The following is a 14,900-nucleotide window of genomic DNA, read 5'->3' as shown; positions in this document are numbered from 1 at the left end:
CTTTCGAAATCTGTTGGCTGAACGCTGTTACCTGAAGCCTGCGGTCCGACCGCCACCGCCACCGGAACCCGCACCGGCATCCTCATCCGCACGCCGCAGCCGCAGCCGCAGCCGCAGCAACTCGCGGGCCGCACGCAGCGGCTCCGGGTCCGCCCAGGCCTGGACGTCCACCGACGCGGCGAGGAAGCCCTGCTCCCTGAGGAATCGTTCCTGCAGCGCCAGCAGCTCCAGCCGCTCCGCCGACAGGTCGAGGCGCAGGGTGCGATGGCTGCCCGGCGCGTAGGCCCCGGCGACGCCCTCGGCCCCGGCACCGGTCTCGGCCTGCAGGATCCGGCCCACCTCCTCCGGATGGTCCGCCGCCCAGTCGGCGGCCTCCAGCAGCACGGCGAGGAAGCGGGCCACCAGCTCGGGATGTTCGTCCAACAGCCGCTGGTGGACGGTGATCGGCCGGGGCGTGCCGTTGTTGACCCGGGCCCGGCGGTCCGGCACCGCATCCAGTTCCACGGCCACCTCCGCACCGATCCGGCGGGCCGCCTCGACGGCGAGCGCCCCCTTCACGTACACCGCGTCCACCGTGCCGTCCCGCAGTGCGGCCAGCTCGGCGGACCACTGCCCGCCGCTCTCGGCGCCGGGGACCTCCACCAGTTCGGCGTCCGCCAGGGTCAGGCCCGCGAGCCCGAGGGCGCCACGGAGGCCGGCCAGCGCCATCGCCCGCCAGAAGTCGATGCCGATGTCATGATGTGGCACTGCCAGCCGCAGTCCGCGCAGTTGCCCGGGCTCGGTGATGCCGCTGCCGGCCCGGACCAGCACCACCTGGCGCTCCTCGATCCAGGTGAGACCGATCAGCCTGGTCGGCTCGCCCCGCGAACGGGCCCACAGCGCGGGGACGTTCCCGCCCTCCCGGAACAGACCGGTCAGCGCGTGGGTGTAGTGGTGGTCCGCGGCCACCTCGGGCGGGGCGTCCTGGAGGGAGCGGACCGCGATGCCGTCGGCGGCGAACTCGCGGGCGAGTCGGCCCTGGTCGGCGGCGATCCCGGTCGCGGTGGGCACCGGGCAGCGGGTGAACCAGAGGGTGTCGGGAAGCGAGGAGGCGTTCTGGGTGCGACTGGACAACGGAGTCGGTCCTCTACGGGGGCTCCGACGACGGCCGGAGGAATTCGGGATCGATGACCGCACCTCGGCCCATGAGGCCTGGCGCACAAGGGAGTTGTGCGCCACGATGCGGGAGGGGAAGGTGCCGCGGGTTGGGACGGACGGCGCGGGAGGGGTCGTTCAGCGACAACACGCACGGGAGGGGAGACACCGGTGGGACGTCACGGTGCATCTCCTTCCGTAGAGTCGTGGACGGGCGCCGCCGAGGCCGGGTGGCCGTTCGGGGCGATGCCAGGAGCGTTCCACGGCAGGCGCGCCGGAAGCAAGCTCTTGCCACATGGTGGGATCAGTTGTTCATCAACGCCATTCCATTGCAACGTCGTCGACACATTCCCGCAGCACTGGCTGCCCTACGCTGAGACCGCCTCCGGCCGCCCGTCCGGAGCTCCGAACCGAAACGCGAGGTGCCATGGCCGAGGCCGCCACCGCCGTCCAGAGTCCGCCGGCCGGTGCGCAGGCCGTCCAGCGCGCACTCGGACTGCTGCACTGCTTCCACGACAACGGCCCCGACCTCAGCGCCTCGGACCTGGCCCGCCGGATGGGCCTGTCGGTCTCCACCGCGCACCGACTGGCCCGCACGCTGGTCAGCGCCGGCTTCCTGGAGCAGGACGAACAGACCGCCCGCTACCGGCTCGGTCCGGCCGTCGCCGAACTCGGCCAGCTCACCTTCCACCAGCGTGGACTGCACCTGGCCGGGCCCGAGCTGGAACTGCTGTCCCGGCGCACCAAGGCGACCACCGACCTGGCGATTCGCAGCGGCGCGCACGCGGTGATCCTGGTCGGCGGCTCGGTCCGTCCGGACACCGGGCTGGGCCTGCGCCGACCACTGCACTCCACGGCCCTCGGCAAGGTCCTGCTGGCCTGGCCCCGCCCGGGCGAGACGACACCGTCGGCGTTGGGCCCGCTGCTCTCCTTCACCGATCGCACGATCACCGAACCATCGCTCCTGGAGGAGGAGTTGGCGAAGGTCCGGGCGGCCGGGTACGCACTCAACGACGGCGAGTCGGCCGCCGGGGTGCGGACGGTCGCCGTGCCCGTCCTGGACGGCACCGGGCAGGCGCGGTTCGCCCTCGCCGTCCGCTCGACGCCCGCACACCTCACCGACGACCGACTGGACTGGTTCCTCGGCCACGCCCGCAGCTGCGCCGACGCGCTCGCCGTCCTCCTACTGCCGCCGGACCAGCGCCCCTGACGATCCGTCGGCGCACGACGGAGCGGCGGGCCGCCCGTCCACGTCCGGGACGAGCGACCCGCCGCTCGGACACGACGGTGGCGGCCCGCCGGCAACGGGCTGCGACCGCCGGGCGGTCGGTGGGCGGACGGCGGTGGTGGACGGACGGCGGCAGGTGGTCAGTGGACGGACGGCCGGTGCCGGACGACCGTCAGACCGCGGCCGGGGTGTACTTGTAGCCGACCCGGCGGACCGTCACGATGGTGTCCCGGTAGGCCGGTCCGAGCTTGCGGCGCAGCCGGGCGACGTGCACGTCGACCGTCCGCCCGTCCCCGACGTGGCCGTACCCCCAGACCGCGGAGACCAGGTGGTCCCGGGTGTGCACCCGCTGCGGGTGCTCGGTGAGGTGGGCCAGCAGCTCGAACTCCAGGTAGGTGAGGTCGAGCAGCCGCCCGTCGACGTACGCGTTGCGCCGCTCGGTGTCGACGGCGATGCCGCGCCCGGCCGGGCGGACCTGACGGACCCCCGCGACGGCGTGGGCAGCGGCACCGCCGGCCGCCGAGTGCGCGCCGGGAGCCGAGTGCGCACCGGGAGCCGGGTGAGCCCCGGCGACGGCCGGAACCCCGGGCAGCCCGACGGTCCCCACCGCCGGACTCTCGGCCGGCACCAGCACCAGGTACCCGACCATCGGGCTGCCGTTCAGACCGCCGAACTGCGCACCGTACTGGGCGAGCAGCCCCTGCGGCAGCACGCCCTGCGGCAGGGTGGCGACGACGGCCGCCCCCTCCGGCAGCGCGGCGAGCAGTGCCTGGGGCACCTGCGGGACCACCGCGCCGGGCTGGGGACCGGCGGGCGCCGGGACGGCGGCCGGGCGGACCGGGCCGGCCTGGGGCGGGCGGACGTGGGACGGGCGGGCGTGGGACGGGCGGGCCGTCGCGCCGGGCCACCGGTCGGACACCGGCGCCGGGGGGACGGACGGTCCCGCGGTCCGGGACGCGCCGGGACCGACCGGCACGGTCGCGGGGACGGAGGAGACCGGCGGGACCGAGGTGACCGGCGGGACGGAGCGGACCGCGCGCAGGTGCGGGGTCGCGGTGGGCAGGGGCAGGGTGGCCGTGGAGGAAGAAGACATGGTGTGCCGCTCATTTCGCGCGTGACGGACGGGGTGGAGTCGTCTGCGCGTCGACCGGGCGTACTGCCTGGGCTGGACCGGAGCGAACCTGGTCAGCGGGCGGAGGGCCGGGACGCGCTGGGCGAGCCGGGACACGTCTGATCGAACAGGTGCGGCTGCCGGGACGGCCAGAACGGCTCGAGGTCGAGACGTCCTCGTCGACTGTCCACGGCGCGGCTTCCGCGCCGGTTCCACCGTCCGGTCCGTCCGTCCGCGCGCATCGCGGGGGCCGTACCGGTCGTTCGAGTACGGCCGAAGATGCCGGGGGCGGTGCTGGGGCAGACGATGTTCACGTGGTCTCTCCGCTGGGCGGGTCCGGATGGTCGGCCCGCGGGCACGCCGGTGGGCGGTCCGCTACGGCCTGGTCGACGGGTGTCGGCGGTGCGTCGGACGGTGGGCCGGGTGGGCCGTCAGCGCCGGGGACGCACCGGGGAGGTCGGGCCGATCAGCGACAACACGCGCTGCAGGTCAGCGCGTGGTCGATGTAGCGGCGGACGGTGAGCGCCGGATCGGCGGCGCCGGGCACGGCAGCGCCGGGCATGAGAACACCGGACATGAGGACACCGGGCACGGGGGAACCGGGCACGGCGGTGATGATGCGTCGCCTGCCGACGTTCATCCGGCTGCCCTCCCCCTTCGTTCTCCACACGGCGGCGCACCGGTTCCGGCGCCCGCCGACGATGCCTCGCCGGTTCGTCGAAGGCCGTCCGCCGGTGGCAACACCCGTGCGAACGGGGTGTTTCCGGCGCTCCCGACGGCATGGCCGGGCGGCCTTCGTCCACAGAGCCTTCCACGGCCGGGCGGGTCTAGGCAACCTTCGGCACAGTGATCGTCCGGGATGCGGACAAAAGAATGAGACGACGGGTGGAACCGGCAGGTCGGCGCGCCCACCTGCCGACTCCTCGCTCAACCGACGTACGGCCGCCATACCGCCGGCGCACGGCCGACGCACGGCCGACGCACCGCCAGCGCACGGCCGGCGCACGGTCGACGCACCGCAGGCGCACTGCCGACGCTCCGCCGGCTCAGGCCGCCCCCACGCCCGACGGCGGGCCGAGCCGCCCTCAGGCGCCCACCGGGGCGCGGCGGTGCCGGAGGGCAGCGGCGTGCTCGACCAGCGCGACGAGCAGGTCCTTGCCGTCCTGCCGCAGCCGCGCGTCGCAGAGCAGCACCGGGATGTCCGGGTCGAGGTCGAGCGCCTCGCGGACCTCGTCCGGCGCGAACCGCTCGGTGCCCTCGAAGCAGTTCACCGCGACCAGGAACGGAATGCCGCGCCGCTCGAAGAAGTCGACCGACGGGAAGCAGTCGGCCAGCCGCCGGGTGTCCGCGAGCACCAGAGCGCCGAGCGCGCCACGGGCCAGCTCGTCCCAGACGAACCAGAACCGGTCCTGCCCGGGCGTGCCGAACAGGTAGAGCGCGAGGCCCGGCCGCAGGTCGATCCGGCCGAAGTCCATCGCGACGGTGGTGGTGCGCTTCGCCTCCACCCCCGAGGTGTCGTCCACCGGACGGCCCAGTTCGCTGAGCTCCTCCTCGGTGCGCAGCGGTCGGATCTCGCTGACCGAGCCGACCAGGGTGGTCTTGCCCGCGCCGAAGCCGCCCGCGACCAGGATCTTCACCGCGACGGCCGGACCGCCGCGCCAGCGCGGGTCGTTGGCGTCCGCCGGGTGGGACGCGGTGGCGACCCGGTGGGGCGCGGTGCCGACCGGTCGGGCGTGGGGGTCAGAGCGCACGGAGTCCATTGATCACGTCTCGCAGCAGGCGCTCGTCCGGCAGCTCGGCGAGCGGAACGGGTCGGGTGACGCTGATCAGCTCGGCGTCGTAGAGGTCGCCGAGCAGGACCCGCACCACACTGACCGGCAGGTCGGTGTAGGAGCCGAGCTCGGCGACGGAGAGCGGCTCGCTGCGGCACAGGGTGAGCAGCGTCTGGTGCTCCGGGTCGAGGACGTGCGCGGGCACGGCCCCCGCGACCGGCCCGGGCTCGACGGCGGTGACCAGCGAGATCAGGTCGAACAGCCCCTCCTCGACCGGCCGGGTGCGGCCGCGGGTCATCGAGTAGAGCCGCACCACCGGGCCGGCCTCGTCGTCGAACCAGCGGTCGTCGACCGGGGTGCGCGGCCGGAAGAGGTCGACGTCGGGCCCGTCCGGGTCCGCCTGCCCGTCCTCCGCCGACGCCCCCGGGCGGTCCGGTCCGCCCGTACCGCCCGTACCGCCGTCGCCGGACGGCCCGGCCGTGCCCACCGGCACCTGGGGGCCGTCCGACGTCTCCGGGCCGTCCGGCACATCCGCCGTCGGATCCGCCATCGGACCGCTCATCTCACCGGCGGGGCGGTTTCGGTGCGAGGCTCGGCGGCCATGTGCTCGCCGACCCGCTTGACCAGCAGCGCCATCTCGTACGCGATCTGGCCGATGTCCGCCTCGGCCTCGCTCAGCACGGCCAGACAGCTGCCGTCGCCGGCGGCCGTGATGAAGAGGAAGGCCTCGTCCAGCTCCACCATGGTCTGCCGGACGCCACCGACCTTGAAGTGCCCGCCGGCGCCCTTCGCCAGGCTGTGGAATCCGGCGGCGACGGCGGCCAGGTGCTCGGCGTCCTCGCGGTCGAGATCGCGGGAGGCACCGGTGGCCAGGCCGTCGTTGGAGAGGATCACCGCGTGCCGCAGGGCAGCGACGCGCCCCACCAGGTCGTCCAGGAGCCAGTTGAGGTCCCCTGACGACTGCATCGACGTGGTCATGAATCAGTTCCTTCCGCTGGAGCGGGTGGTGCGTGTGGAGCGGGTACAGCAGGTGGTTCGGGTACGGCGGGTGGCGCGGGCGCGCCGGTTTCCGGGTTCCGGCGGACCGGCTGCCCGGGTGGCACCCGACGGGCGAGCGGTGCCCGTCCGGTGTCCTGCGGCGCGGGCAGCGCCGCCGGTGCGGGCGCGGGGCCGATCGCCCGCCGGGACCGGTCCGGCGACTGCCAGGCCGGTACGGCGGTGGGTCGTCCGTTCCCGCGCACGGCACGATCGTCGGGCGTGCCGGGACGATCCGTCAACGGAGCGCCGGGGCGGTCCGCCGGCGCACCGGCGCGGCCCGGGGCCGCGCTCGTGCGGTCCGCCGGAGCCGTGGCGCCGCGGCCCCGGGTGAAGCCGCGCTGGAACGAGGCGAAGGTGGCCCTGGCCTCCTCGGGCGAACGCTCCCGGACCTCTCGGGTCTCCCCGCCGTTGCCGGGGTCCCGGGCGTCCCGGGCGTCCGCGGTCGACGCTCCGCCGGCCCCGCCGTCGGCTCCGGCCCCGTTGCGGAACCGTTCCTTCAGCTGCTCGGTGAGCTGGTCCCTGAGCTGCGGTGCCAGGTTCGCCTGGCGGACCCGCCTGGGCAGTCCGCCCGCCGTCCGGGGTGCATCCACGGGCGCAGCCTGGGCAGCAGCAGCCGGGTCGGCCGCCAGGCCGGTCCCGGCGGTCCCGGCACCCCCAGCGAGTCCGGCGCTCCCGGCAGCCTCCGCCGCCGCGACGGCCGCCTCGGCCGCCGCCACCGCGACGTCCTCCCGCCGGTGCCGCCCCGTCCCCGACGCGTCCTCGGTGTCCGCCGCGGGCGCGGGGACCAGCACCGGCCCGCCGTTGCCCCGTGCGACCCGGCGCGGCAGCCCGCCCGCCGTACGGCCCGCCTCCGGCACGGACGGCCTCGGCCCGCCGGTCGTCCCGCGGTGCCTGCCGCCCGCCTCACCGGCGGCGTCGGTGCCGGTACGGCCTCCGGCCCCCGTACCGGCAGCGGCCCCCGTACCGGCGCCGGCCCTGGCGGAGCCGCCCGACCCGGGCACGGCGACCAGGTCCCGCGGCCCGCGCCGGCCGCCCGCCGCGGGCCGCTGCCCGCCCGCGCCCGGCTCCGGCTTCCCGTCCGGCGCCTCCGCGAGCAGTTCGCGCGGGATCAGCACGACCGCCGTCGTCCCGCCGTACGGGGACGGCCGCAGGTGCACCCGGATGCCGTGCCGCCGGGCGAGTCGGCTGACCACGAACAGGCCCAGCCGGTCGGTGTCGGCGAGGTCGAACTCCTGCTCCACGGCGAGGCGTTCGTTGATCTCGGCGAGCAGCTGCTCGCTCAGCCCGAGGCCGCGGTCGTCGATCTCCAGCGCGAAGCCGTGCGCCACCACCTCGCCCTGGACGGTGACCTGGGTGTTCGGCGGGGAGAACACCGCGGCGTTCTCGACGAGTTCGGCGACCAGGTGGGTGACGTCGGCGACGGCGCTGCCGAGCAGGCCGGTGCCGGGGAACGGCCGGACGATCACCCGGGCGTAGTCCTCGACCTCGCCGACCGCCGCCCGGACCACGTCCACCATCCGGACCGGCTTGCGCCAGGCACGGCCTGGCGAACCGCCGGCCAGGATGATCAGGCCCTCGGCGTGGCGGCGCATGCGGGTGGTGAGGTGGTCGACCTTGAAGAGGTCCTCCAGCTCCGCCGGGTCCTCGGTACGGCGCTCCATGGTGTCGAGCAGGGTGAGCTGGCGGTGCAGCAGCACCTGGCTGCGCCGGGCCAGGTTGACGAACACCGCCGAGACCCCGCGCCGCAGTTCCGCCTGTTCGACGGCGGCCTCGACGGCGGCCCGCTGCACCGCGTTGAAGGCCTGGCCGACCTGGCCGATCTCGGCGTTCCCGAAGTGGAGCTCGGGGGCCTCGGTGGCCACGTCCACCGGCTCGCCGCGGCGCAGCCGCAGCATGACGGACGGCAGCCGGGTGCCGGCCAGCTCGTCGGCCGCGTTGCGCAGGCCGATCAGCTCGCGGGCCAGGCCGCGGCCGATCCGGAAGGAGATCATGATGGACAGCACCACCGCGACCAGACCGACCGCACCGGCGATGCCGCCGCGCCAGAGCATCCCGATCGCCGCGGACCGCGCGCGCTCGTCCAGTCCGGCGGAGATCCGGCTGTTGATCGAGGTGAGGTCACCGAGCGCCCGGTCGGCGGTCTCCCGCCAGGAGTCGCTGTTGAGCGACTGGACCACGCGGTCGGGTCCGCCGGCACCGACGAAGTCCGCCTCGGCGCGGGCCAGCGCGCCCCAGGCCTCCCCGCCGCGCAGCGCGGCGTAGTCGGACTGGTCGGCGGGGTCGAGCTCGGCGACGTAGACGGTGAACAGCGCCTGCTGGTTGTGCAGGGCGTCCAGCGCGACCTGGTACTGCTCGGCGGTGGGCTTGGCGGCGCCGGTGCGCAGGCCCTCCATCGCCGCGTCCTCCTGCGACAGGTACTCCCGGGCGCGCACCAGCTCGATCAGGATGGTGCCCTGCCGGGGGAGTTGGCCGCTCTGCCGGGCGACGTAGGCGGACCGGAAGCCGAACACCGGCTTGACCAGGTCGCTGTACTGGCCGAGCGCGAACTCCCAGTTCAGCGCGGAGCGGCCGACCTGGGCGCGCAGCGGTCCCAGCTGGTCGGCGGCGGCGATGATCTGCACGAAGCGGCCGCGCTGGGGGGCGGAGAGTTTGCCGCCGGAGCCGTCCTTCTTCTGCCGCAGCACGTCCAGACTGCGGTCGGTGGCGGCCTTGGACCGTTCGTAGGCCTCCCTGGCGGCCGGCGAGCGCGGGTCGGCCAGTCGCTGGACGGCGGCGCGGCGCTCGTTCTGCAGGTCGCCGGTGTACTGGTCGACCGGCCCCGCGAACTCCTTGTACGTACGACTGATCCCGAGCTGGTTCCAGGCGTCCCCGGTGGTGGCGATCGTCGCGTACGCCCACAGCGCGGTGAGCGCGACGATGGGCACCAGGAGCAGCGCGATGATCTTCGCGCGGATCGAGCTGCTGCGCAGACGCATGGAGTCCTCAGTCGGGGAAGTGCCAGGCGCGGACGGGGAGCGGTGGGAGCGGTGGGAGAGATGGGGATCGGTGGGAGCGGGGAACGACGGGAGCGGGGAGCGGGCGTGGTGGGAGCCTCGGAGGGTGTCGGGGAAAGGTCGGAGGAGGGGCTCCCGGCCACAGGTCTGCGAGACTCTACTACGCCCCCACCACTCGTTCGAGGGGCGAACCAGTCCGCCCGCCGGTCTCGTCCCGCACACGTCAGAAACCGGACACCAGGCCTCCGGGTGCGGCACCACCGGAGGCGGCCGGTGCCGATCTCGCCGTGTCACCGCCACAACCCTGGGAAGTGACAGGGCGATCCGATAGTTTCGGCGCACCCGTACCACCGGCACCGAACTGGGGAGGACCGTGCGCGAGTTCACCACCCCCGCCCCGGCCGCGCCCGAGGCCACCGGAGGACTCGCCGACTCCCTCTACGACACCGCCGAGCGCACCCCCGACCTGGTCCAGCTGTCCTGGCGGGCCGAGGACGGGCAGTGGCAGGACGTCACCGCCCGGGAGTTCCGGAACCAGGTGCTCGCCCTGGCCAAGGGCCTGCTCACCCACGGTGTGCGCTACGGCGACCGGGTCGCCCTGATGTCCCGTACCCGCTACGAATGGACGCTGTTCGACTACGCACTCTGGTCGATCGGCGCCATCACCGTCCCGGTCTACCCCACCGCCTCCCCCGAGCAGGTGCGCTGGATCCTCGCCGAGACCCAGGCCGTGGCCTGCCTGGTCGAGGACGAGGACGCCGCGATGACGGTCGGCGCGGTCTGCGACGCCCTGCCCGACCTCACCGGCATCTGGCAGCTGGACCGCGACTGCGTCGCCGCGATCACCGAGGACGGCCTCGGCGTCCCCGACTCCCTGGTGCACCGCCAGCGCCTCGGCGTCGCCGCCGGGAACATCGCCACGGTCGTCTACACCTCGGGCACCACCGGCCGCCCCAAGGGCTGCCTGCTCACCCACGCCAACCTGGCCGCCGAGGCCGACGCCCTGCTCGCCGGCTGGGGGGACGTCCTGCGCGAGACCGGCGGCGGCCGCCCCGCCACCCTGCTGTTCCTGCCGCTCGCCCACGTCTACGGGCGGGCCGTGCAGATCGCGGCGATCCGCGGCGGCTTCCTGATCGGGCACATCCCCGAGGTCTCCACCGACGCGCTGCTGCCGGCACTGGAGACCTTCCGCCCGACCTTCCTGCACGCCGTCCCGTACGTGTTCGAGAAGATCTTCCAACAGGCGCGCAGGGCCGCCGAGGACGCCGGCCGGGGCGAACTCTTCGAGCAGGCCCGGCAGGTGGCCGTCGACTGGGCCGCCGCCCGGGAGCAGAAGGCCTTCGGCCGCGGCCCCGGCCCGGGCGCGGCCCTGCGGCTGCGCCACCTCGCGTACGAGCGGACCGTCTACCCGAGGCTGCGGGCGGTACTCGGCGGCCGGGTGCGCAGCGTGATGTGCGGCGGCTCGACGCTCCGGCGCGAGCTGGGCCTGTTCTTCACCGGCGCCGGCCTCCAGCTGTACGAGGGCTACGGGCTGACCGAGACCACCGCCGCGATCACCGCCAACCCGGCCGGCCGGCAGAAGCTCGGCACGGTCGGCCGACCGGTGCCGGGCGCCTCGGTGGCGATCGCCGACGACGGCGAGGTGTGGGTGCGCGGCGGCTCGGTCTTCGGCGGCTACCTCAACCATCCGCAGTGCACGGCCGCTTCCCTGGTCGACGGCTGGTTCGCTACCGGCGACCTGGGCCGCCTGGACGAGGACGGCTACCTCAGCATCACCGGACGCAAGAAGGACCTGATCGTCACCAGCAGCGGCAAGAACCTGGCCCCGGCGGCCCTGGAGGAACGGGTCGAGGCCCACCCGCTGGTCTCCCAGTGCCTGGTGGTGGGCGACGACCGCCCGTACGTGGCCGCGCTGATCACGCTCGACCCGGCGGCGCTGGCGCACTGGCTGAAGACCCACGGGCGGGAGCAGCCGGACCCGTGGGCGGTGCTCGCGGACGAGGACCTGCACACGGAGGTCCAGCGTGCGGTGGCGGCCGCGAACACGGCCGTCTCGCGGGCCGAGTCGATCCGCGCGTTCCGGCTGCTGCCAAGGGAGTTCAGCGAGGACCAGGGGCTGCTGACCCCGTCGCTCAAGCTGCGGCGGACGGCGATCGCCGAGCACTACGCGACGGACATCGAGGAGCTGTACCTGTCCTGAACCGGGCTTGTCCGCCTTGTCCCTGACGTCGCGTCTTGTCCCTTGCTCCCCAGGCGTGATGACCCCGCTACGGGCGGGCGACGACCGGGCGAGGCCGCGGGGTTCACCCGCCGTTCCCTTGACGACCCCATTGGTCTAGTCCATTGTTGCGACGATCCGGGGAGCCGCGTCCCGGAGTTCCACGGCTCCCCCTGTTCCACGCTCAATGTTCCAGGCTCAGTGTTCCACGCTCAGAGTTCCACGGTCCGATTCCGCTCACGTCCTCCCCACGGGCGTGCCCCCACCTGCTGGAGTCCTCACGTGTCGATGTCCACGCGCGGCCTGTCCGCACGACTGTCCGCACGACTGTCGCCGCGCCTTTCCCCGCGCCTGTCCGCGTTGGCCGCCTCGGTCGCGCTGCTCACCGGCCTCGCCGCACCGGCGGCCTCCGCCGACGCTCCCCCGCCCGGCGGTCCGAGCGCCCAGGGCGCGCCGACCGTCAACCTCGCCACCAACCCCGGCTTCGAGCTGCCCTCCCCCGACCTCGCCGACTGGGGCAGCGTCCCCGGCTGGAGCTGCACCGGTGGCCCGGCCGAAGCGTCCGTCACCGCCACCGCCCCGCACACCGGCGCCGCCGCGCTCACCGTCACCCCGGCGGACGCCGATTCCACCGGCGAGTGCGCGCAGACCGTCGCGGTCCAGCCCAACACCACCTACACGGCGTCCGCCTGGGTCCGCGGCAGCTTCGTCTACCTGGGCGCCACCGGCACCGGCAGGGACGTCGCCCCCGCCTGGACGGAGACCACCGGCGGCGGCTGGCAGCGGCTGAGCACCCGCTTCACCACCGGCCCGAACGCGCGCAGCATCCGCCTGTACGTGCACGGCTGGTACCAGCAGGGCCCGTTCTCCGTCGACGACGTCCGGGTGGACGGCCCCGCGCCCACCCCGGCCGTGGCCGCCGGCTCCGTCCCCACCAGCGACAAGGTCGTCTTCCTCACCGTGGACGACGGCTGGCAGCGCACCCCCGAGGCCGAGCGGTTCATCGCCGACCACCGGCTGCCGATCACCGCCTTCCCGCTGCCGATGCCCGCCGCCACCGACCCGGCCTTCTTCCAGCGGGTCACCGCCGTGCCCGGCTCCTCGGTCCAGGACCACAGCGTCTCCCACACCGACCTCAGCACGCTCCCGCTGGAGCGGCAGCAGGTCGAGATCTGCGACGCGCGTGACTCCATGACCCGCCTCTTCGGCACCGCACCGACGTTCTTCCGCCCGCCGTACTTCGCCTGGAACGCCGACACCCTGCAGGCCGCCGCCAACTGCGGCATCCGCACCGTGCTCACCGCCGACGCGGACTTCAGCTGGGGCGCCACCAACATCTGGCACCCGGGCCCGCTGCAGCCGGGCGACGTCGTGCTGATGCACTGGACCGACACCCTCGCCGCCGACCTCCAGCGCGCCCTCGCCGCCGCCGACGCCGCCGGGCTCAAGCCGGCCGGCCTGGTCGACTACCTGCACTGACGGGTACCGCCCGGACCCGCCGTGCCGCCGCCCCCGACAGGAGCGGCGGCGCGGCGGCCTTCGGTGTGGCCCGACGGCCTGACGGCCTGACGGCCCGGGCCGGGCGGCCATACGGCCCGGGCCGGGCGGCTGCTCAGCCGCTCAGCCGCTCAGCCGCCGAAGACGTCCCCCATCCAGCCGATCAGGCGCGCCTCGAAGTCCGCGGCGGAGGTGATGTCCCGAGCCGGGATCACTCCGCCCGGCTCGCGCTCCTCCGCCGTGACCGCCTCGCCCTCCCAGTCGGCGACCAGGTAGTCCACGTCCGCCCAGCCGCCGCGGAAGAGCACCACCTCCAGTTCACCGCCGGTCAGCGGGTCGGCCAGCCGCAGGCCGACGGAATCCGGCTCGACGACCCGGGCACGGTCCGTCTCCAGCGGCTGCGGCCAAGGGGCGAGCCGATCGCGCCAGGTGAGCGGGCTCACCGTCAGCCGGGCCGCGCGCCATCTCGGAGCCCGGGCGGCGATCCGCGCGGCGGCGTCGTCGAGGTCCACTGTGCGTTCCACTGCGGTTCCGGCTCCCCTCGGGCGGTGATCGTGCTCGTTGACAGCGCGTCCGCCACCCGACTCTAATGGGGGCGTGCAGCGCGGCGTCGGCCACAGAGCAGTGGGCCGGCCGACAGCCGAGCGGGCACCCTTTCCGAAGGGACGATGCGCGATGAGCACTCTCTCCGCTTCCCTGATCTGACGCCAGGCGGTCACCGCGGTGCCCGCGTGCGCGAAGCGCTTCGTGCGTTCTGCGTCGCGCGTTCTGTGTTCTGCGTCCCGCGTCTCGCGACGGACGTCGCCGGATGCGCGACCAGCCGCACCAGCCGCTCCGGCACCGACACCGCATGTGGCCGCGACTCCCCTTTCCTCTTCCGGAGACCCATCACCCAAGAATGCCCATGTCCTTCAACCTGAACGTCATCGAGGAGTTCCGCGCCAACGGCGGGCGGGTCGGCGGCCCGTTCGAGGGCGGCGACCTGCTGTTGCTCACCACCACCGGGGCCCGCTCAGGGCGGCCGCACACCGCGCCGCTCGGGTACATCCGGGCGGAGGGGCTGCTCCTGGTCGTCGCCTCGGCTGGCGGAGCGCCGGAGCACCCCCAGTGGTACCGCAACCTCCTCGCCCACCCGGTGGTCCGGGTCGAACTCGGCACCGAGGCCTTCGACGCCGTCGCCGTACCCGCCGAAGGCGCCCGTCGGGAGCGGCTGTTCGCCGCCGTGGTCCGGAAGGCTCCGGGCTACGGGGACTACCAGGCCCGCACCGACCGGGAGTTGCCGGTCGTCGTCCTGGAACGACTCGAACCGCCCGCCGACGGCCCGGCCCCGGTGGTGGTGCGCAGCCTCGCCGACAAGCTGCTGGAGGCACACACCTGGCTGCGCGCGCAGCTGCGCCACGTACGGCAGGAGGCGCACGCCCACGCCCCGGGCTGGCAGGCCACCCTCGGGCTGCAGCTGCGCCAGCACTGCCTGGCCTTCTGCGACGGGCTGACGCACCACCACACCGGCGAGGACTCCGCGATCTTCCCCGCCCTCGCGCGCAGCCACCCGGAGCTGGCCGACGTCCTGGCACGGCTCGACGAGCAGCACCGGGCGATCGGGCGGATCAAGGAGGAGCTGGTGGCCCTGCTCGCCAGGATCGCGGTGACCGAGCCGCAGCGGCTCCGGACGGAGCTGGACCGGATGTCCGCCGAACTCGAGGCGCACCTCGACTTCGAGGAGGCGGAACTGCTGCCGGTCCTCGCCGGCATTCCCTTCCCGCCGACCGGGCCCGCACCGAGCGGGACCACGAAGAGCGGGACCACGACGAGCGGAGGCTGAAACGGCGTTGCCGCCGCCCCCTTCCCGAGGGGTGGGAGGGGGCGGCGGCACCGGTCCGTCCTGCGACGAGGCAGTCCGTTACGGCGG

At 74.5% G+C, this 14,900-nt stretch carries 12 protein-coding genes; 4 read left to right on the top strand and 8 right to left on the bottom strand.

The annotated features are described in order from the left end of the window. Positions 1-27: 27 nt before the first annotated feature. A complete protein-coding gene (locus ACFWP2_RS06950; RefSeq protein WP_380449169.1) occupies positions 28-1,113 on the bottom strand; it encodes an ABC transporter substrate-binding protein in 1,086 nt (361 codons plus the stop codon). A 448-nt stretch (positions 1,114-1,561) separates the two neighbouring features. Between ACFWP2_RS06950 and ACFWP2_RS06945 the strand changes: the two genes are divergently transcribed. Next, positions 1,562-2,344 (top strand): IclR family transcriptional regulator, encoded by a 783-nt coding sequence (locus ACFWP2_RS06945; protein ID WP_380449167.1) that lies wholly within the window; start codon positions 1,562-1,564, stop codon positions 2,342-2,344. 190 nt (positions 2,345-2,534) lie between these two features. On the opposite strand, the gene ACFWP2_RS06940 is transcribed toward ACFWP2_RS06945, so the two are convergent. The 6 genes from ACFWP2_RS06940 to ACFWP2_RS06915 all read right to left on the bottom strand — a co-directional run bounded on the left by ACFWP2_RS06940 (position 2,535) and on the right by ACFWP2_RS06915 (position 9,258). Then, positions 2,535-3,281, bottom strand: coding sequence for a winged helix-turn-helix domain-containing protein (locus tag ACFWP2_RS06940; RefSeq protein WP_380449390.1), 747 nt, complete (start codon positions 3,279-3,281; stop codon positions 2,535-2,537). Positions 3,282-3,939: 658 nt separating this feature from the next. After that, entirely contained in the window at positions 3,940-4,113 is a 174-nt protein-coding gene (locus ACFWP2_RS06935) for a hypothetical protein (RefSeq protein WP_380449165.1), read from the bottom strand. A gap of 445 nt (positions 4,114-4,558) precedes the next feature. Next, positions 4,559-5,233, bottom strand: coding sequence for an ATP/GTP-binding protein (locus ACFWP2_RS06930; RefSeq protein ID WP_380449163.1), 675 nt, complete (start codon positions 5,231-5,233; stop codon positions 4,559-4,561). Next, a complete protein-coding gene (locus ACFWP2_RS06925) occupies positions 5,214-5,795 on the bottom strand; it encodes a DUF742 domain-containing protein (RefSeq protein WP_380449161.1) in 582 nt (193 codons plus the stop codon). The genes ACFWP2_RS06930 and ACFWP2_RS06925 overlap by 20 nt, the downstream gene beginning before the upstream one ends. Before the next feature lie 8 nt (positions 5,796-5,803). Beyond that, a complete protein-coding gene (locus ACFWP2_RS06920) occupies positions 5,804-6,223 on the bottom strand; it encodes a roadblock/LC7 domain-containing protein (protein ID WP_049652175.1) in 420 nt (139 codons plus the stop codon). Further along, complete coding sequence (locus ACFWP2_RS06915) at positions 6,220-9,258, bottom strand: nitrate- and nitrite sensing domain-containing protein (protein ID WP_380449159.1); 3,039 nt, start codon at positions 9,256-9,258, stop codon at positions 6,220-6,222. Before ACFWP2_RS06915 ends, ACFWP2_RS06920 begins: the two co-directional genes overlap by 4 nt. A gap of 391 nt (positions 9,259-9,649) precedes the next feature. On the opposite strand from ACFWP2_RS06915, the gene ACFWP2_RS06910 reads away from it, so the two are divergent. Both ACFWP2_RS06910 and ACFWP2_RS06905 read left to right on the top strand, forming a co-directional pair. Further along, positions 9,650-11,476: an AMP-dependent synthetase/ligase gene (locus ACFWP2_RS06910; RefSeq protein ID WP_380449157.1), complete on the top strand. Its 1,827-nt coding sequence runs from the start codon at positions 9,650-9,652 to the stop codon at positions 11,474-11,476. Positions 11,477-11,782: 306 nt separating this feature from the next. Then, the gene (locus ACFWP2_RS06905) at positions 11,783-12,973 is read left to right on the top strand and encodes a polysaccharide deacetylase family protein (RefSeq protein WP_380449389.1); all 1,191 of its coding nucleotides are present in this window, start codon (positions 11,783-11,785) and stop codon (positions 12,971-12,973) included. A 149-nt stretch (positions 12,974-13,122) separates the two neighbouring features. Here ACFWP2_RS06905 and ACFWP2_RS06900 read toward each other — a convergent pair whose 3' ends face one another. Further along, entirely contained in the window at positions 13,123-13,515 is a 393-nt protein-coding gene (locus ACFWP2_RS06900; RefSeq protein WP_380449155.1) for a hypothetical protein, read from the bottom strand. 374 nt (positions 13,516-13,889) lie between these two features. Between ACFWP2_RS06900 and ACFWP2_RS06895 the strand changes: the two genes are divergently transcribed. Continuing rightward, positions 13,890-14,813, top strand: a complete 924-nt coding sequence (locus tag ACFWP2_RS06895) for a nitroreductase/quinone reductase family protein (protein WP_380449153.1) — start codon at positions 13,890-13,892, stop codon at positions 14,811-14,813. The last annotated feature ends 87 nt before the right edge of the window (positions 14,814-14,900 follow it).

This window comes from Kitasatospora sp. NPDC058444, assembly GCF_042721415.1.
Taxonomy (GTDB): Bacteria; Actinomycetota; Actinomycetes; order Streptomycetales; family Streptomycetaceae; genus Kitasatospora.
Note: the sequence above shows the minus strand (reverse complement) of the source record. Positions and strands in the feature narration are given on the sequence as shown.

Excerpts from the sequence above, each read along its gene's own strand:
- ACFWP2_RS06945 (WP_380449167.1), top strand. The coding sequence starts at position 1,562 with ATGGCCGAGGCCGCCACCGCCGTCCAGAGTCCGCCGGCCGGTGCGCAG.
- ACFWP2_RS06935 (WP_380449165.1), bottom strand. The coding sequence starts at position 4,113 with ATGAACGTCGGCAGGCGACGCATCATCACCGCCGTGCCCGGTTCCCCC.
- ACFWP2_RS06930 (WP_380449163.1), bottom strand. The coding sequence starts at position 5,233 with ATGGACTCCGTGCGCTCTGACCCCCACGCCCGACCGGTCGGCACCGCG.
- ACFWP2_RS06925 (WP_380449161.1), bottom strand. The coding sequence starts at position 5,795 with ATGGCGGATCCGACGGCGGATGTGCCGGACGGCCCGGAGACGTCGGAC.
- ACFWP2_RS06920 (WP_049652175.1), bottom strand. The coding sequence starts at position 6,223 with ATGACCACGTCGATGCAGTCGTCAGGGGACCTCAACTGGCTCCTGGAC.
- ACFWP2_RS06915 (WP_380449159.1), bottom strand. The coding sequence starts at position 9,258 with ATGCGTCTGCGCAGCAGCTCGATCCGCGCGAAGATCATCGCGCTGCTC.
- ACFWP2_RS06905 (WP_380449389.1), top strand. The coding sequence starts at position 11,783 with ATGTCCACGCGCGGCCTGTCCGCACGACTGTCCGCACGACTGTCGCCG.
- ACFWP2_RS06895 (WP_380449153.1), top strand. The coding sequence starts at position 13,890 with ATGCCCATGTCCTTCAACCTGAACGTCATCGAGGAGTTCCGCGCCAAC.